Here is an 18,246-nt window from a genome sequence, read left to right on the forward strand (position 1 = left end):
GATACACGATCCGGGCCGCGCGACCAGCGCGGCATGCAAGCAGGCCCCCCTTTTTCCAGGCGGCGATCGCCAAATCGCCCCAGCCCGTACTCGATGCCGGTCATTCAAAGCTCCTTCGTCGTTCCGGCGGAAATAGAATCGAGCTTCGCTGCAAAGCGCAACCGAGATGTGTGAATGCGATAGGTATAGTGACGAGGAGAAAGACGCCTTCGCAAAAGATTTCGGCAATCACCAACGTTGCAGAAAGGGTGCGGAGGTGCGGCCAGTCCCTTCTCCCCGTCACTATACGGGGAGAAGATGCCGGCAGGCAGATGAGGGGCGGCGCCGACGTCGAATTGCCCATCAAGCCTGAGTCGTAGGCTATCTTTTCTCTGAAGCGGTTGCCTGCGCTCGATCCTACCGTCCTTGAAAGGCTTAGCGTCATCTGTCATATACTAAAGCGACAGATGACGCGAGGAGACGGGCCATGGCGATGGCATTGGAGAAGGCTGCACCAGCAGCAAAAAACAATGAACTGCAGAAGGTGGCCAGATTGCTCGGCGGCACCCGCATCCTATCGCGGCGCCTCCGGAGTGCGTTGGACGCCCATGAGCTGCTTGTGCATGGCCTGCCGGGTTCGGCGCTGGACCATCTCATTGGGCAGCTCGTCTTCATTCAGAAGACGGATTCGCTCGAGAAGGCCGTCGGCATGAGTTTGCGCACCTACCAGCGTCGGAAGGATGCCCCTTCCAAGCCTCTCAGCCAGGATCAGAGCGGACGAACTTGGAAATTTGCGGAGATCCTGTCGAAAGCGACCGACGTGTTCGGTTCACAGGCGGAAGCGGAGCAATGGCTGGAGCGCCCGGCGATCGGGCTCGACCAGCGTCGTCCCATCGATCTTCTGGCAACCCCGGCGGGCGTCGAGCTTGTGGAAGACTATCTCGAGCGGCTTGAATATGGCGTTTATGCATGACGCCCCTGCCGGCCGCACTTGGCGGCTCCGACCTCATTGGCTGGCGTCTCGATCAGGCTGCGTTCGCGCCGACATGGGACAGTGGCGAGGGCGCATACAGAGTCGGCGGACGATGGAACAGCAGGGGCGTGCGCGCAGTCTACTGCTCAATCGATCCTTCGACTGCGATTCTCGAAGTTGCAGTCCACAAGGGCTTCAGGGCGCTCGACACAATCGCGCATGTGATGACGGCGGCGATAATCAGCGATGTCACGGATGTGCATATCGTCGACCCCGACGCCGTTCCGAACGCTAACTGGCTGCGTCCGGGCATCCCGAGCTCTGGGCAACAGGCCTTCGGTGATGATCTTCTCAAACGACATCGCTTCGTGGTGATTCCGAGTGCGGTGTCCCAAAATAGCTGGAATCTGATCTTCGACGCGAGCGTGGCGAAGGGCGCCTATGAAATGAAAACCCAGGAGGCCTTTGCGCTCGATACGCGATTGCATCCACCTCCTGCCAAATGATCGCGCTTATCTCGCTCTAAACAATCGCTCATGCCCCATCCACCTGTGACAAAGGATGCTCAGCCGCGCCTGACCGGCTGCGCCGGGTTGCCGACAACCGTGGTGTTTGGCGGCACATCATGGGTCACCACAGCACCCGCTCCGACAATGGCGCCGGCGCCGATGCTGACGCCGCCGAGGATGATCGCGCTGCCGCCGATCCAGGCATTGTCGCCGATCTCGACAGGCTTCGCGATCTCCAGACCTGCCTGTCGACCCGCAGCCTCCTTGTGGTGCTCGGCGCAATAGATCTGCACATTGGGGCCGAGCAGCGTTCCATTGCCGATGCGAACTGGCGCCGTATCGAGAATGGTACATCCGGCATTGAGGAAGACGCCGTCGCCGAGAACAATGTTGAAGCCGTAGGCGCAGTGGAACGGCGCTTCGATCCGGGCGCCCTCGCCCACGCCGCCGAGCAGCGATTTCAGCGCCGGTCCGATATTGCCACGTTGCCGGGGCGGCAGATTGTTATGTTCGAAAACCGCATCGCGCGCGATGACACGCAACGCCTCCAATTCGTCATCGAGGCACGTGTACCACCCGCCCGCCGCCATTCTTGTGCGTTCACTTCCAGCCATGGCTGCGCCTCCTTGTCTCGAAAATCGTTCCAAAGCACAGTCAACGCAAACCGGAAAGCGCCAGCGTGGACGTCGTCTCTGGTCAAATGCCAAGCCTGTGCTAGCCTGCTCTTGCCGGACTGTCCTGGCTCGGCGATCGAGGGGGATCAATCATGCTGTACATCCTTGCACTTCTGATCGGCGTCGTTGCCGGCCTTCGCGCCATGACTGCGCCCGCCGCCGTCGCCTGGGGCGCTTATCTCGACTGGCTGCCGGTCGCCGGAACCTGGGCTGGTTTCATGGGCCATTGGATCACCGTCGGCATCTTCACCATCCTAGCCATCGTCGAGCTGGTCACCGACCAGTTGCCGTCGACGCCGAGCCGCAGGGTGCCGCAGCAGTTCGGCGCACGCATCGTCATGGGCGCCTTTACCGGCGCGGTGATCGGCGCGACCGGCGGCGCCACCATCGGCGGCCTGATCGCCGGCGCCATCGGCGCTGTGATCGGCACGCTAGGCGGCGCCGAGCTGCGCAAACGCCTGGCCATCCCTTTCGGCAAGGACCTGCCAGCCGCCCTTATCGAGGACGCGGTGGCGATCATCGGTGGCGTCCTGATCGTGGCGGCCGTGGCATGACGGCAAAGACCTTCGACGCCATCATCATCGGCGCCGGACAGGCCGGCCCGCCGCTCGCCGGCCGGCTGACGGCGGCCGGCACGAGCGTGGCGCTGATCGAGCGAAAGCTGGTCGGCGGCACCTGCGTCAACACCGGCTGCATGCCTACCAAGGCCATGGTAGCCAGCGCCTATGCCGCGCATCTGGCCCGCCGCGCCGCCGACTACGGCGTGACGCTCTCCGGCCCGGTCGGCGTCGACTACAAGGCGATCAAGGCGCGCAAGGACAAGGTGTCGAACGACGCCCGCGGCAACCTCGAAAGCTGGATTGCCGGCATGGACAAATGCACACTCTACCGCGGCCATGCGCGCTTCGAAACCGCCAACACGGTGCGCGTCGGCGACGACCTGCTGAGCGGCGAAAAGATATTCATCAACACCGGCGGCCGCGCCTCGGTGCCCGACCTGCCCGGCATCAACGACATTTCGTACCTGACCAACTCGTCGATGATGGATCTCGACGTGCTGCCGCGCCATCTGGTCGTCGTCGGCGGCAGTTACATCTCGCTAGAGTTCGCGCAGATGTTCCGCCGTTTCGGTTCGCAGGTGACGGTGATCGAAAAGAGCCCGCGGCTGATCGGCCGCGAGGACGAGGATGTCTCGGCCGCCATCCTGTCCATCCTCGAAAACGAAGACATCACCGTCCATCTTGGCGCCGACGACATAAGCTTCGCCAGGCAAGGCAACGAAATTGCCGTGTCCTTCTCCGCCGGTAAGGCGCGAGCGATCGGCTCGCATGTGCTGCTGGCAGTCGGCCGGACGCCCAACACCGACGATCTCGGCCTCGACAAGGCCGGCATCGAGGTCGACAAACGCGGCTTCATTGTCGTCGACGATCATCTGCGCACCAGCGTGCCCGGCATCTGGGCGATGGGCGACTGCAACGGCAAGGGCGCCTTCACCCACACCTCCTACAATGATTACGAGATCGTCGCCGCCAATCTGCTCGACAACGATCCGCGCAAGGTGAGCGACCGCATCGAGGCCTATGCGCTCTATACCGACCCGCCGCTCGGCCGCTGCGGCATGACCGAGACGGCGGTAAGAAAATCCGGCCGTCGCGCGCTGGTCGGCCAGCGGCCGATGACCCGTGTCGGCCGCGCCATCGAGAAAGGCGAGACGCAAGGTTTCATGAAGATCCTGGTCGACGCAGACACCAGGGAGATCCTCGGCTGTTCGGTGCTCGGCCCCGGCGGCGACGAGGCGATCCACTGCGTGCTCGACCTGATGTACGCCAAGGCGCCAGTCTCGACGCTGGCGCGCGCCATGCACATCCACCCCAATGTCTCGGAACTCCTGCCCACCATTGCCCAGGAATTGAAGCCGCTGGCATAGGCTTCGGCCCCCGCTCTGCATCCAGGCAAGGCGCAATGCAACCTCGATCTGCTGTCCGTTTTCTGCAATGCTGCATTGCAGCAATCGCGCTTGTGCGCCAGGTGCATCTCCGGACAGTCTCCATTGAACCGATTCATTCTGGACGCACATGCCCCTGCCCATCCTAGCGCTCGCCATTGCGTCCTTCTGCATCGGCACCACCGAATTCGTCATCATGGGGCTGCTGCGCGAGGTCGCCGCCGACCTCGGCGTTTCGATCCCCTCGGCCGGCCTACTGGTCACCGGCTATGCGCTCGGCGTCGTCTTCGGCGCGCCGGTGATCGCGGTGGCCACCGCACACATGCCGCGAAAGCCGGTGCTGGTCGGCCTGGCGATGCTATTCGTCGTCGGCAATCTGTTGTGCGCGATCGCACCCGATTATTGGATGCTGATGGCGGCGCGCATCTTCACTGCTTTCGGTCACGGCGCCTTCTTCGGCATCGGCTCGGTCGTCGCCGCCAGCCTGGTGCCGCGCAAAAAGCGGGCCAGCGCCGTCGCACTGATGTTCGCCGGCCTGACGCTGTCCAATATCCTCGGCGTTCCCGGCGGCACGGCACTCGGCGAAGCCTATGGCTGGCGCGCCACTTTCGTGGCCGTGGTCGGGATCGGCCTCGTCTCGGTCGCAGCCATCGCCTGGCTGGTGCCTGCCGGCATCGCCCAACCGAGCGGCGTTGGCCTGCTCGGCGAAGTGCGCGTGCTCGGCAAGCTGCAGGTCTGGCTGGCCATGCTGATCTCGGCGCTGGCGTCGGCCAGCCTGTTTGCCGTCTTCACCTACATAAAGCCCTATCTTACCGACGTATCCGGCCTGTCGACCGCGACCGTGACCTGGGTGCTGCTGCTGTTCGGCGGCGGCATGACCATCGGCAACATCATCGGCGGCAGGCTGGCCGACTGGAAATTGATGCCGACGGTGATCGGTACGCTTTTGATGCTGGCGTTGCTGCTCGTCGGCTTTGCCGAATTCGGCGCCATCGCAGCCGTGGCCATCTTCATCGTTTTCCTGTGGGGTCTGCTCGTCTTCGTCATCGTGCCGCCTTTACAGATCCGCGTCGTCGAAGCGGCCTCCGAAGCGCCGAACCTCGCCGCGACGCTGAACCAGGGCGCCTTCAACATCGGCAATGCCGCTGGCGCCTGGGTAGGCGGCGTGGCACTTTCGTTGGGCGTGTCCTATGCCAATCTGCCGCTGGTTGGCGCGGCGCTCGCCCTGCTGGCGGTCGCCGTGGCAGTGATGTCGCAGACGTTGGACCGCCAGTTGCTGGTGACGCACCCCGCGCAATAGTTGCGCCCATAGCGCAGCAGACTGGACCAATCGACAGCGGATCGGCGAAAGGGCATGTGTTTTCCTGGAGGAGTATCATGCAGAAATCGATCGAGCGCATTGCCGGCGACAGCGAGGGCGTTTCCTACGAATTCCCAGTGTTCCGCTTCGAAGGGTTCCGCTTTGACGGCAGCGACAAGGCAGCGCCGTCGGCCTATGTGCAGGCAGCTCTGCATGCCGGCGAACTGCCGGGCGTCGTCGCCATCGACGCGCTGATGCCGGTGCTTGAAAAGGCCGAAGCCGAAGGCCGCATCAAGGGCAATATCACCATCGTGCCCCAAGCCAATCCCATCGGCCGCGCCCAGTATCTCTACGGCGAGCACCAGGGCCGCTTCCATCTGGGGACGCGAACCAATTTCAACCGGGGCTTTCCGTTGCTCGCCGCGCCCGACGTCACGCTCTTGCCGGCGCATGGCACGGTCGACCAGCGGCTGAAGAGCCGGCTGATGCAGCTCTCCATCGGCCACGACATCGTCCTCGACCTGCACTGCGACGACGAGGGGCTTGCCTATCTCTACGTCCACACCAGCCTGTGGCCGGCCATGGCGGATTGTGCGATGGCCATGGGTGTCGAAGCGGTGATCCTGTGGGATGAAGATACCGACGGCACCTTCGAAGGCGCCTCGATCACGCCGTATCTGAACGTCCCTGCCGATGTGGCGCGCTTCGACCGTCGCGTCGCCACCACGGTCGAGTATCGCGGCATACTCGATGTCGACGGCGCGCTGGCCGGCTCCGATGCCGAAGGGCTCTATCGGCTGCTGGTGGCGCGCGGCGTGATCCTGGACCAAGCCCTGCCCGCGCCCGGCGGCTTCACCGGTGTCGTCGCACCGCTCGAAAACATCGACATGATGCCGGCGCCCCGGGCGGGCGCGGTCCTCTACAACGTGAAGCCCGGAGACCGTGTGGCCAAGGGCGCACTGCTCGCCACCATCGTCCATGCGCCGGGTGAAGCCGACGGCCGCACGCAGGTGCTTGCGCCGCAAGCGGGCATCATCCTGACACGGCGTTCCCGGCGCATCATCCGCGCCGGCGAAGATCTGCTGAAGCTGGTCGGCGACAGGAAGAGCGCCGATGCAAGGTCGGGAACGCTGGAGAACTGAGGGCCTATGCCCTTCGCCAAACGCTTCGTTGAATCCAGTTGCGTGGCCGTTCAATCGCCGCTATTGGAATCGCCATGAACATGCGCTCGATCAAGACCGTTTGGTGGTGGGCTCGCTGACAGCGGCCTGTTCGAACGCGTGCGCGTGAAAATAGAAGGTGGCCGCAACGGAATGTCCGGGCGGCCATTTGTTTTTTCTAGCCATGCCCCGGGTCCGTTGCCCCAAGACGCTGAAATAGCCAAGACGCTGATGGAGACGGCAATGACGACGAAAATTCTGGACAACGGGGCGGAGCGCTTCGTCACGGCGGGTGGCGTGACGATTACCCGCGAGCGCCATGACCGGCCCTATGAAGGGGCGATCGACGGCTATATCGACGGGCTGAATGCGCGCCGCGGCGCCGTGTTTTCCTCGAATTACGAATATCCTGGCCGCTACACGCGCTGGGACACCGCCATCATCGATCCGCCGCTGGTGATCTCGGCGCGCGGCCGGGCCATGCGCATCGAGGCGCTGAACAGCCGTGGCGAGGTGCTTCTGCCGGTGATCGCCAAGACGCTTGGCGGGCTTGACGACGTGACGGTCGCCGAGACGTCGAAGAGACTGATCCGCCTCGACGTGGCCAAGCCCGGCCGTGTTTTCACCGAAGAGGAACGCAGCCGCGTTCCCTCCGTCTTCACCGTGCTGCGCGCCATCACCGCTTTGTTCAAAACGGAGGAAGACGCCAATCTCGGCCTCTACGGCGCCTTCGGCTATGATCTCGCCTTCCAGTTCGATCCAGTCGACTACAAGCTCGAGCGCCAGCAAAGCCAGCGCGACCTTGTGCTGTTCCTGCCCGACGAGATCCTAGTCGTCGACCACTATTCGACCAAGGCCTGGACCGACCGCTACGACTATTCCGGCGACGGGTTTTCAACGGAAGGATTGCCACGCGACGAAATCGTCGAGCCGTTCAAGACCGCCGACCGCATCCCGCCACGCGGCGACCATGAGCCGGGCGAATATGCCAATCTGGTGCGCAAGGCGATGGAATCGTTCAAGCGCGGCGACCTGTTCGAGGTGGTGCCCGGCCAGATGTTCTACGAGCGCTGCGAGACGCCGCCCTCCGACATTTCGCGCAAGCTGAAGACCATCAATCCCTCCCCCTATTCCTTCTTCATCAATCTCGGCGAGGGCGAATATCTGATCGGCGCCTCACCCGAAATGTTCGTGCGCGTCAACGGCCGCCGCGTCGAGACCTGCCCGATCTCCGGCACGATCAAGCGAGGCGACGACGCCATTTCCGACTCGGAGCAGATCCTGAAGCTGCTCAATTCGAAGAAGGACGAATCCGAGCTGACCATGTGCTCGGACGTCGACCGCAACGATAAGTCGAGGGTCTGCGACCCAGGTTCCGTGCGCGTCATCGGCCGCCGCCAGATCGAGATGTATTCTCGGCTGATCCACACCGTCGACCACATCGAGGGGCGGCTGCGCGAAGGCATGGACGCCTTCGACGCGTTCTTGTCGCATGCCTGGGCGGTCACCGTCACCGGCGCGCCGAAATTATGGGCTATGCGCTTCATCGAGCAGAACGAGAAGAGCCCGCGCGCCTGGTATGGCGGGGCGATCGGCATGGTCAATTTCAACGGTGACATGAACACCGGCATGACGCTTCGCACCATCCGCATCAAGGACGGCATCGCCGAGGTACGCGCCGGCGCCACGCTGCTCTTCGACAGCATTCCCGAGGAAGAAGAAGCCGAAACCGAACTGAAGGCATCCGCCATGATCTCCGCCATCCGCGACGCCAAGTCAGGCAATGCCGCCGACACCGAACGCGCTACCGCGCGCGTCGGCGACGGCGTCAACATCCTGCTGGTCGACCACGAGGACTCCTTCGTCCACACGCTGGCCAACTATTTCCGCCAGACCGGCGCCAATGTCTCGACCGTGCGCACACCTGTGCCGGACGAGGTCTTCGACCGACTGAAGCCAAACCTGGTCGTGCTGTCGCCCGGCCCCGGCACGCCGAAGGACTTCGACTGCGCCGCCACCATCAAACGGGCCCGCGCGCGCGACCTGCCGATCTTCGGCGTCTGCCTCGGCCTGCAGGCGCTGGCCGAGGCCTATGGCGGAGAGCTGCGGCAGTTGCACGTGCCAATGCATGGCAAACCGTCGCGCATCCGCGTGTCGAAGCCAGGTATCATTTTTTCCGGCCTGCCCAAGGAGGTGACGGTCGGCCGCTATCACTCGATCTTCGCCGATCCGGTGCGGCTGCCCGATGGCTTCGTCGTCACGGCCGAGACGGAAGAAGGCGTCATCATGGCCTTCGAGCACAGCAAGGAGCCGATCGCTGCGGTGCAGTTCCACCCGGAATCGATTATGACGCTCGGCCACAATGCCGGCATGCGAATCATCGAGAACATCGTTGCGCATCTGCCGCGCAAGGCTAGGGAAAAGGCGGCTTAGCTCCGGCTTCCGCGGCTGGAACCAATCAATGACCGCCATCGATCCGAAAACCGCCGGTAAGCGCAAGGTCGCCAGCCTCGCCTTCTGGTCGATCATCGTCGCTTTCGTCGTGCTCGGCCTCAAGCTGGCGGCCTGGTACGTCACCGGTTCCGTGGCGCTCTATTCGGACGCGCTGGAATCGATCGTCAACGTCATTGCCTCGGCCGCCGCCTACTGGGCGATCCAGGTCAGCTACAAGCCGGCCGACCAGGATCATCCCTTCGGCCATCACAAGGCCGAATATTTCTCGGCTGTTCTGGAGGGCGTGCTGATCGTGCTGGCAGCCCTTCTGATCCTCAACGAAGTGTGGTGGTCCCTGCGACATCCCGCCCCGCTCGAACAGCCCTGGACCGGCCTCGCCATCAACGGCGTAGCGACAGCGATCAACGCCTTCTGGGCCTTGACGCTGATCCGTGCCGGCCGTGCCGAGAAGTCGCCGGCACTGGTCGCCGACGGCAGACACATCATGACCGACGTGGCGACCTCGGTCGGCGTGTTCATTGGTCTGGTCGGCGCCGTGCTGACCGGCTGGCAAGTCCTCGATCCAGCTCTTGCCGTCATCGTTGCGCTGAACATCCTGTGGCAGGGCTGGCACGTCATCGGCTCGTCGATGAACGGACTGATGGACCGCGCCGTCGACACGCAGGAGCACATGCAAATCCGCGACATCATCTCGGCCAATTGCAAGGGAGCACTGGAGGTCCACGATCTGAAAACGCGCATTGCCGGCCGCGCCACCTTCATCGAGTTTCATCTGGTCGTCGATGCCGACATGTCGGTGGGCGCCAGCCACGTCATCTGCGACCGCATCGAGGATGCGCTGAAAGCCGAGATCCCCTCGGTTCGCGTCACCATCCACGTCGAGCCCGACGACGAGGCAAAGCTGCCCAAGGGCACGACGGCCGTGCCGTTCGCGTGAGGCGATTCCATGGGCGGGCCCTCAAAGCTTCTCAGGGCGCGCAGGCAACCTGCGGCATCGGCTCCAGCCGGTAGACCTTGTCGTCGGATGCGGTCTCGCCTTCGGCCGCCTTCGAGCACAGGTCGACGATCGGCAGGCTGCTGTTGGGGTTGGCCAGCATCATCGTGCCGTTGGCGCCGCGACGCAGATAAATCTCCCTGGCTGCGATGTCGCAGGAAAAGTCGCTCGTCCTCGCGCTCGCCACACAGCGCCACTGATCCGCTTCGCCTGCACAACTGTAGCTCTGGGTGGCCTCGGCGGCGTTGTGGCGCGTCGTGACGGAGACGGCAATCTCGGCACCGCTCGGCCAGTTTATGGGATCGCCGTCCTTGGCGAAGGAGGCCAGCTCGACCGGGCCCCGGAAAACCCGGATGGTGTGGGTAAGCTGATCGGGATGCGAGCCGAGATGCGCGGCATCGTAGTCGCGCCCGTAGCAGAACGGCTGGTCCGGTTTCAGCCGCTCACGCAGCGGTGCTCCCAGCGCCGGATCGACCGGATCGATGCGCGCGAATTCGGCCTTGCAGGTCTGCGCCGGCAAGCGGTCGAGCCGAAAGCCGTCGTCTTCCGTGCCGAGTGCCTGCTTGCTAAACTCCTTTTCGCCCAGCTCATCCTCGGCGCCGGCATCGAGATAAAGGTTTCGATGCACGCCGGAGACGATCAGCCGGCCTTTTTCATCGACGTTCAGTAAGGCCATGGTGCGGTCGCATTCCATGCCGCAATGGATCTGGCCCGATTGCGAACCATCCTTGCCGCACCAACCGCCGACCCATTCGGGCTTTTTGGCGCTGCGCACCGTCGTCGCCATGAAACCGTTGTAGCCGGACGGAGCGCTGCTCGGCTCCTCGTTCGGGTGGCTGACCGGATCGCTGCCATAGTAGAAGAAAATCCGTCCCACCTTCTGGTTCGGATGCGCCTTGAGATGCGCGGCATCGTAGACACGCCCGAAACAGGCATCCTTGCCGTCCGGGCTGAGTTCGGTGAGCTTAGGCGTATCGTCGGCAAGGGCGGTGCTGGCAACGGCGGCAAGCAAGGCGACAGCAAGTCCGGCGCCCACAATGGTCTTCGATGTCATGTGCCCCTCCTCGCCCGACAGGACGTGACTTCAATTTATGCTAGGATCCAGGCCGAGGCCACGCAATTTGCGAGGACTGCACACTGGAGAACGACATGATGCGACGCCGCGATATTTTCCGCATGGGACTTGCCGGAGCCGCTGGCCTTTTCGGGCTGTGCCAGGTCAAGGCGGCGGCCGTGGAAGAGGAAAGGCAGAAGGTCGCCTATCACCTCAGCGACCTCGACAAGGTCGGGTTCGTTTTGGGCAATATCAAGAACCATTATGAGGGCACCGGCGGCAAGGTCGACATCGTGCTGGTCGTGCATGGACCGGCACTCGCCGCCTTCAAGTCGAAGAGCGCGTCAGCTGCCATCTCCAGCCGTTTTTCCGGCCTGGTTCGCGACGGCCTGACCCCGCATGCTTGTGCCAACACCATGCAAGGCATGGAGGTTGCGCTCACCGATCTCCTCGATGGCTTCCATGCCGCCGAGACCGGCGGCGTTGTCAAGCTCGCCGAATTGCAGCGCCAGGGCTACGCCTATTTGCGTCCCTGAGCCGCTACGGACTTGAACATTGGGGCGGCGACGCCCTACGAGGAGTAGGTAGAGTTCGGAGGAATAGACGTGCCAGCCACCACAACCACCCTTGTCAGCCCCACCCTGGTCATCCCCGACCTCGCCGGTAAGGCGGTCTTGATCACCGGCGCTTCGACTGGCATCGGGGCGGCACTTGCACTGGCCTACGCCGCGCAGAAATGCCGCGTCGCGCTGCATTACAATTCAAGTCGGGCAGCTGCCGAAAACCTGGCCGGGACCATCGGCAACGGCGGTGGCGAGGTATTCCCAGTCCAGGGCGATTTCTCGATGCCCGCCGATGTCGAGCGCGTCGTCGAGGATAGCGCGCAATATTTCGGCCGGCTCGATGGCCTCGTCAACAATGCTGGCGGCATGCTCGGCCGCGTGCCTTATGCCGAACTGACCGAGGCGCACTACGACGCGGTGATGGACCTCAACGCCCGCTCCGTGCTGACCGCATCGCGCAAGGCGATGCCATGGCTGAAGCGCCAGGGCGGCTTCATCGTCAACACCTCGTCGATCGCTGCACGCAATGGCGCCGGCGGCGGCGCCGGCCTTTATGGCTCGGCCAAGGCCTTCGTCTCCAATGTGACCCGCGGCATGGCCAAGGAACTGATCGGCTTCAACATCCGCGTCAACGCGGTGGCGCCGGGCACCATCGCGACGCCTTTCCATGAGCGCTATTCGACCGAGGAGCAGATGAAAGGCATGGTGGCCACCATTCCGCAGGGCCGCGCCGGCACGCCCGAGGACTGCGTCGGCGCCTATCTGTTCCTCTCCTCCGCTCTGTTGAGCGGTTACATCACCGGCCAGGTGATCGAGGTGAACGGTGGCCAGTTGATGCCGTGAGCGGCGACCTGCATACTCCCGGTTGCATCATCTCAACGGAGCAAGGCGAATGTACGGATTGATCGGCAAGATGCGGGCGACGCGCGGCCAGCGCGACGCAATGATGGATGTCCTGCTCGCCAGCACCGGCGCCATGCCTGGCTGCCTGAGCTACATCATCGCCACCGATCCGGCCGATGCCGACGCGATCTGGGTGACCGAGGTGTGGACCGACCAGGCAAGCCACAAGGCTTCGCTGCAACTGCCGGAAGTCCAGGCGGCGATCGCCAAGGCGCGGCCGATCATCGCCGGCTTCGAATTCCAGGTCGAGACCCAGCCCGTAGGCGGCTTCGGCCTGCCCGCCCTCAAAACCGACTGACGCCTGGGCTGACGCATTTTTCACCGCCGCGGGGGTTCGCATGTCCCCGCTTCGGCGCTAAGACCGAAAAATGGACTCCTTGCCAGACCAGTCGACCGTCGAACGCATGGCGCGGATGCCCAAAGCCTGGCAGTGGCTGGCTCTCCTGACCTTCTCGATCCTATTTGGCGGCGCGCTGGAACTCGGCGCCTTGCCGGCAGCGCTGCTGATCGGACCGATGCTGGCGGCGATCCTGGCCGGCACCAACGGCGCCACGGTGCGCGTGCCGCGCCCTTTATTCGGCGCCGCCCAGGCGATCGTCGGCTGCCTCGTCGCCGCTTCGATCTCCCCTGACATCTTTCCGGTCTTCTACAACGAATGGCCGCTGTTCCTCGGCACCGTGGTGGCGACCGTTGCTGCGTCCAGCCTGCTCGGCTGGCTGATCAGCCGCTGGCGTATCCTGCCCGGCACCACCGCCGTCTGGGGCTCATCGCCGGGCGCGGCCACCGCCATGGTGCTTATGGCAGACGCCTTCGGCGCCGACCAGCGTCTCGTCGCCTTCATGCAATATCTGCGCGTCATCTTCGTCTCGATGACTGCCGCACTTGTCGCAAAGATGTGGGTCGACACATCAGGCATCGAGGTCCCGGCCATCATCTGGTTCCCGCCGATCGATCCAACAGCCTTTGCCGGGACACTTGGCGTGGCGCTCGTCGGCAGCCTCGTCGGAAAGCTGCTCAGGCTGCCGTCACCCTTCTTCCTCGGCACCTTCATTTTCGGCACTGCGGTGCATCTCGGACTGGGCGTGCCGATGCAGTTGCCGCCCTGGCTGCTCGCCCTCGGCTATACGATGATCGGCTGGACCATCGGGCTGAATTTCACCAGGGCAATTCTTCGGCACGCGACGCGGGCGCTGCCGCAGATCGTCGGCTCGATCATCATCCTCATCGCCTTCTGCGGCGGCCTCGGCTTCATGATCAGCCATGTGCTCGGCATCGATCCGCTGACCGCCTATCTGGCAACCAGCCCCGGCGGTATGGACAGCGTCGCCATCATCGCCGCCGCCGCACAGCACGTCGACATCTCCTTCGTCATGGCGCTGCAATCGGCACGCTTCCTTGTCGTGCTGCTGATCGGGCCAAGCGTGGCGCGGCTGGTGGCGCGAACTCTGAGGGAATAGAGGGTAATCTGTCGCTGCAGAAAGACCTCCAGCGCTGTCACCTAAATGGATCAGGCGCCACGCAATCTGTTCGCGGCCGCTGAAGGACCAGCCCAGTCGCTCAGGAATGCGTGGGGTAGGTATAGGAAACGCCAGTCGTTCGGCCCCACTTGCCTCTCTTTGGCTGCTCCTGTATGAAAACCGCCATGATCAACCGCGCCACCTCCGTCGCTTCCCGTCAGACCGGCTTTGCTGGCGAGACCGTGCGCGCGCTTGCTTCCGCTCTGCTGCTTCTCGGCCTTATCGGCGATCGCCGGGTTCGCTGAAGGAGCGCCCGGCGGTCGAACCGCCGCTCACGCGCATGCTCCTTGGCCAGTCTCAAAATTGGCAAGTCACATCTAGCGAATGAACATTTGGTAAAGGCGCCGCTCGGCACCAAATCCGCCTGAAGCGGATCCCGCGAGCCGCCGGGAGTGACGACAATGAACGCACGAGAAGAGATCCGCGCAGACAGCGGGAAGATGGGCAAGGATGCCGCAAAGGCCATGCCGGAGGCAGCCCGGGGCATGCCGGAGGCAGCCCGCAAATACCAACCTTACCCGATCGTCGGTCTCACCGACCGCGTTTGGCCTTCGAAGGTCATCGATAAGGCGCCGATCTGGTGCTCGGTCGACCTGCGCGACGGCAACCAGGCGCTGATCGACCCGATGGGCCACGAGCGCAAGGCGCGCATGTTCGCCCTGCTCCTCGACATGGGCTTCAAGGAGATCGAGATCGGCTTCCCGTCGGCCTCGCAGACCGATTTCGATTTCGCCCGCTGGTGCATCGAAGAGGGCAATGTCTCGGCCGACGTCTCGCTGCAGGTGCTGGTGCAGTGCCGGCCGGAACTGATCACCCGCACCTTCGAGGCGCTGCAGGGCGCCACCAACCCGATCGTGCATTTCTATAATTCGACCAGCGAGTTGCAGCGCCGCGTCGTCTTCGAGAAGGACGTCGCCGGCATCAGGCGGATCGCCACCGATGCGGCGAAGATGATCACCGACATGGCGGCGAAGGCCGGCGGCGGTTATCGTTTCGAATATTCGCCGGAGAGCTTTACCGGCACCGAACTCGAAGTGGCGCTGGAAATCTGCAACGCCGTCACCGAGATCGTGAAGCCGACGCCTGAAAACAAGCTGATCATCAACCTGCCGTCCACGGTCGAGATGTCGACACCCAACATCTATGCCGATCGCATCGAATGGATGTGCCGCAATCTCGACAACCGCGAGAACCTGCTCATTTCGCTGCATCCGCACAACGATCGCGGCACCGGGGTCGCCACCACCGAACTCGGCCTGATGGCGGGTGCCGACCGCGTCGAAGGTACGTTGTTCGGCAATGGCGAGCGCACCGGCAATGTCGACATCGTCACGCTGGCGCTCAATATGTACACGCAAGGCGTCGATCCCGGGCTCGACTGCTCCGACATCAACCGGATGAAGGACGTCTATGAGTATTCGAACCAGTTGAAGATCCCCGAGCGCCATCCCTATGTCGGCGAGCTCGTCTACACCGCCTTTTCCGGCTCGCACCAGGATGCCATCAACAAGGGCATGAAGGCGTTGCGCAAGGCCAATACGCCGTACTGGGAAGTGCCGTATCTGCCGATCGATCCCGCCGATGTCGGGCGGAATTACGAGGCGATCATCCGCATCAACTCGCAGTCCGGCAAGGGCGGCATCGCCTATGTGCTGCAGGCAGACTACGGCCTCAACCTGCCGCGCAACCTGCAGATCGAGTTCAGTCAGGCGATCCAGGCGATCACCGACGCCGAAGGCAAGGAGGTGCCGGCCAAGCGCATCCACGAGCGCTTTCTCGAAACCTATGTCGATCAGCCCGGCGCACGGCTGAAGTTCCTTGACCACCACACCTATCCGGACCTCGAGACCAAGGGCCGGCGTGCGGTGGAGGCGGTCATCCTGGACATGGGCAAGGAGGTGACGATTTCAGGCTCCGGAACCGGCCCGATCGACGGCTTTGTCGACGCGCTGTCGCGCCATGTCGGCGTGCCGATGTCGGTGCTCGACTATTCGGAGCACTCCATGCAGCGCGGCTCGAATGCCTCGGCCATCTCCTATGTCGAGATGGAGCATCCCGGCGGCAAGCTGTTCGGCGCCGGCATCAACACCAACATCGTGGCCGCTTCGCTGGAAGCCGTGGTTTCCGCCGCCAACCGTATCGTCGGAAGACGAGCTGTCGAAAGCTAACAGCGCTGGAGCAAGATGAACCCACATGGTATCTTCTTGCTATGGCCTTTCGCGCCGTTAACCACCGGAAAATTATCCGGTGGGGTACGCGATCGCATAATGGATGCATGCTTGTATGGCAGGGCAGGCTCTATATGATTGCGTCTTAACCTGTGCCGACTTCGAAAGGATCGACACTTGCAGCATGCCACGCCTGCCGCCCCCGCAGTGCGCGAGACGTTGGAGCGATTGCTAGCCAGCGAAACGTTCGGGAGATCCGAACGAGCGCGTAAGCTGCTTCGCTATCTGGTCGAGCGCGAGCAGGCAGGCGAAGCCGACAAGCTCAAGGGCTTTTCCATCGCGATGGATGTTTTCGGCAAGGACGGCGATTTCGATCCGTCGACCGACGCCGTGGTGCGGGTGCAGGCGGGCAGGCTGCGCGAGTTGCTGCAGCATTACTTCGCCAATGAAGGTGTTGCCGAGCCGATCCGCATCGCCATTCCGCGTGGCGGCTATGTTCCATCCTATGAACTCAACGCGATCCGCCTGCCGGTCGAGCCGGAGCCGGAGGAACGCATCGAAGCGGCGGCCACCTTGTCGGGATCGCTCGAAGAACCCGGCATGGCCGCAGGCGCCGCATCGTTGATGTCCCCTGTCGTTCTCGAGCCGGCGCCGTCGCTGCTTCGCCATCTCCAGTTCTTCTGGTTGGCGATCGCTCTGGTCATCGCCATGCTGGGCGTGCTGATCCTTCGTCAGGGAAGCGGCGCATTGCTGGCGGGAAGCGATGCCGCGTCGACGATCGAAAACGCGGTGGCAACCGGCAGCATTGCGCCATGGGCTCCGATTGAAACCCTTCCGCTCGTCTACATTGCGGTGAAAACCAACAGCGCCGAGGCTGCCCGCGTCGCGGCATCGCTGCGCGCCGGCCTCAGCGGCTTCGATACGGTCAACTTCATCGGTCGGGACGCCGACGGCCCGCCCGATCCGGTTTCCGATGCAATCAGCTTCGTATTTGATGTCTTGCCGGGACCAACGGCGGGCGATGTCACTCTGGAGCTTCAAAGCGTGGCGACCGGACGGGTCCTGCTGTCACGCAACTTGACTGCCGCCGACAGCACACCCTCCACCGTCGAGGATAGTGTCTCCGGCATTTTGAGTTCGGCCGTTCCCGCCTCTGGCACGATCTACAACTACATCGAACAGAGCGGCCTTCAGACCGGCCTGACGGAATGTCTGCTGCTCAACGACAAGTACTATCTCGACCAGGGCGCCAAAACCCATGAGACTGCCTATCGCTGTCTCGAAAACCTGATCAACCGGGATGCGAAATCGTCGCTCGTCTATTCGGAACTGGCGACCCTGCATCTCGAGGCGGCCACAGATCACTACGCCTATCCAGCCGGCGCAACGATCGAACAGGCGATGTCGCTTGCCCGTCGCGCCGTGCAGATGGGGCCGACCAGTCCCTATGCGCACCGTGCCTATGGCTATCTCAATTCCCGCCTCGGCAATTCGGAGGAATCGATCCGCTGGATGCGCAAGGCCTACGAACTCAACCCTTACGACCTCAGCATGGCGGCAGCTTACGCCTATGGGCTGATTTTCGCCGGCAGGTACGGGGAGGGAACACCGATCCTTGCTCACGCCGCCGAAACCTCAAGCGCGCATCCGACCTGGTGGGACTACGGGCTTTTCGTCGGGCAGTTCATGGCGGGCGATATGAATAAGGCCGCGCTTGCCAGTGAGGCGTTGCAAGCGACGCCAACGAAATCACACTATCTGGCTGCGCGGCTGATCGGCGCGAGGGCAACCGGCCGCAATCAACTGGCGCACGAACTCGTGGACGAGATGACTGTCAAATTCCCGAAATTCGCTGCCGATCCGCGCGCAACCTTTGTCGAGCGGAGATACCCCGCCGATCTGACCGATCGGCTGGTCGAGGCCTTGCGTGTCGCCGGGCTCGGCAATGCCAGCTAGCGCTTTTAACCAGCACGGCTGATCGCGAAAACTTTACTGGCCATTGGCTTGGACAAAACGCAATCCAGCCACAATCCGGAATCTCGAGTCTTGTTTG

16 protein-coding genes are annotated in these 18,246 nt (G+C 63.3%); 14 read left to right on the forward strand and 2 right to left on the reverse strand.

Translation table 11 applies throughout. The annotated features are described in order from the left end of the window. Positions 1 to 466: 466 nt before the first annotated feature. Together parS and NKH12_RS21465 are read left to right on the forward strand one after the other, a co-directional pair. Positions 467 to 952 carry a type II RES/Xre toxin-antitoxin system antitoxin gene (gene parS, locus NKH12_RS21460; RefSeq protein WP_352954970.1) on the forward strand — a complete coding sequence of 162 codons (486 nt, stop codon included), beginning with the start codon at positions 467 to 469 and terminating at the stop codon, positions 950 to 952. After that, the gene (locus tag NKH12_RS21465) at positions 949 to 1,458 is read left to right on the forward strand and encodes an RES family NAD+ phosphorylase (protein ID WP_352954971.1); all 510 of its coding nucleotides are present in this window, start codon (positions 949 to 951) and stop codon (positions 1,456 to 1,458) included. The genes parS and NKH12_RS21465 overlap by 4 nt, the downstream gene beginning before the upstream one ends. 59 nt (positions 1,459 to 1,517) lie before the next feature. Here NKH12_RS21465 and NKH12_RS21470 read toward each other — a convergent pair whose 3' ends face one another. Continuing rightward, complete coding sequence (locus NKH12_RS21470) at positions 1,518 to 2,075, reverse strand: sugar O-acetyltransferase (protein ID WP_352954972.1); 558 nt, start codon at positions 2,073 to 2,075, stop codon at positions 1,518 to 1,520. Positions 2,076 to 2,227: 152 nt separating this feature from the next. Between NKH12_RS21470 and NKH12_RS21475 the strand changes: the two genes are divergently transcribed. From NKH12_RS21475 to NKH12_RS21500, 6 genes are all read left to right on the forward strand, one after another. Continuing rightward, a complete protein-coding gene (locus NKH12_RS21475; protein WP_352954973.1) occupies positions 2,228 to 2,689 on the forward strand; it encodes a DUF4126 domain-containing protein in 462 nt (153 codons plus the stop codon). After that, complete coding sequence (locus NKH12_RS21480; RefSeq protein ID WP_352954974.1) at positions 2,686 to 4,062, forward strand: FAD-containing oxidoreductase; 1,377 nt, start codon at positions 2,686 to 2,688, stop codon at positions 4,060 to 4,062. Before NKH12_RS21475 ends, NKH12_RS21480 begins: the two co-directional genes overlap by 4 nt. Before the next feature lie 148 nt (positions 4,063 to 4,210). Then, a complete protein-coding gene (locus NKH12_RS21485) occupies positions 4,211 to 5,380 on the forward strand; it encodes an MFS transporter (RefSeq protein ID WP_352954975.1) in 1,170 nt (389 codons plus the stop codon). 77 nt (positions 5,381 to 5,457) lie between these two features. After that, complete coding sequence (locus NKH12_RS21490) at positions 5,458 to 6,522, forward strand: M14 family metallopeptidase (protein ID WP_352954976.1); 1,065 nt, start codon at positions 5,458 to 5,460, stop codon at positions 6,520 to 6,522. A 261-nt stretch (positions 6,523 to 6,783) separates the two neighbouring features. Continuing rightward, on the forward strand, positions 6,784 to 8,973 hold the full coding sequence (locus NKH12_RS21495; protein WP_352954977.1) for an anthranilate synthase: 2,190 nt from the start codon (positions 6,784 to 6,786) through the stop codon (positions 8,971 to 8,973). 28 nt (positions 8,974 to 9,001) lie between these two features. Continuing rightward, the gene (locus NKH12_RS21500) at positions 9,002 to 9,931 is read left to right on the forward strand and encodes a cation diffusion facilitator family transporter (RefSeq protein ID WP_352954978.1); all 930 of its coding nucleotides are present in this window, start codon (positions 9,002 to 9,004) and stop codon (positions 9,929 to 9,931) included. Positions 9,932 to 9,962: 31 nt separating this feature from the next. On the opposite strand, the gene NKH12_RS21505 is transcribed toward NKH12_RS21500, so the two are convergent. Next, complete coding sequence (locus tag NKH12_RS21505; protein ID WP_352954979.1) at positions 9,963 to 11,042, reverse strand: hypothetical protein; 1,080 nt, start codon at positions 11,040 to 11,042, stop codon at positions 9,963 to 9,965. A gap of 98 nt (positions 11,043 to 11,140) precedes the next feature. Between NKH12_RS21505 and NKH12_RS21510 the strand changes: the two genes are divergently transcribed. The 6 genes from NKH12_RS21510 to NKH12_RS21535 all read left to right on the forward strand — a co-directional run bounded on the left by NKH12_RS21510 (position 11,141) and on the right by NKH12_RS21535 (position 18,149). Then, positions 11,141 to 11,578 carry a DsrE family protein gene (locus tag NKH12_RS21510; RefSeq protein ID WP_352954995.1) on the forward strand — a complete coding sequence of 146 codons (438 nt, stop codon included), beginning with the start codon at positions 11,141 to 11,143 and terminating at the stop codon, positions 11,576 to 11,578. A gap of 69 nt (positions 11,579 to 11,647) precedes the next feature. Then, entirely contained in the window at positions 11,648 to 12,448 is an 801-nt protein-coding gene (locus tag NKH12_RS21515; RefSeq protein WP_352954980.1) for an SDR family NAD(P)-dependent oxidoreductase, read from the forward strand. A gap of 49 nt (positions 12,449 to 12,497) precedes the next feature. Continuing rightward, a complete protein-coding gene (locus NKH12_RS21520) occupies positions 12,498 to 12,806 on the forward strand; it encodes a putative quinol monooxygenase (protein WP_352954981.1) in 309 nt (102 codons plus the stop codon). Between the two features lie 70 nt (positions 12,807 to 12,876). Beyond that, positions 12,877 to 13,965, forward strand: coding sequence for an AbrB family transcriptional regulator (locus NKH12_RS21525; RefSeq protein ID WP_352954982.1), 1,089 nt, complete (start codon positions 12,877 to 12,879; stop codon positions 13,963 to 13,965). A 461-nt stretch (positions 13,966 to 14,426) separates the two neighbouring features. Beyond that, complete coding sequence (leuA, locus tag NKH12_RS21530; protein ID WP_502910822.1) at positions 14,427 to 16,193, forward strand: 2-isopropylmalate synthase; 1,767 nt, start codon at positions 14,427 to 14,429, stop codon at positions 16,191 to 16,193. Between the two features lie 177 nt (positions 16,194 to 16,370). Beyond that, a complete protein-coding gene (locus NKH12_RS21535; RefSeq protein ID WP_352954983.1) occupies positions 16,371 to 18,149 on the forward strand; it encodes a hypothetical protein in 1,779 nt (592 codons plus the stop codon). Positions 18,150 to 18,246: the final 97 nt, after the last annotated feature.

The sequence above is a fragment of the Mesorhizobium sp. M1322 genome, from assembly GCF_040318085.1.
Taxonomy (GTDB): domain Bacteria; phylum Pseudomonadota; class Alphaproteobacteria; order Rhizobiales; family Rhizobiaceae; genus Mesorhizobium.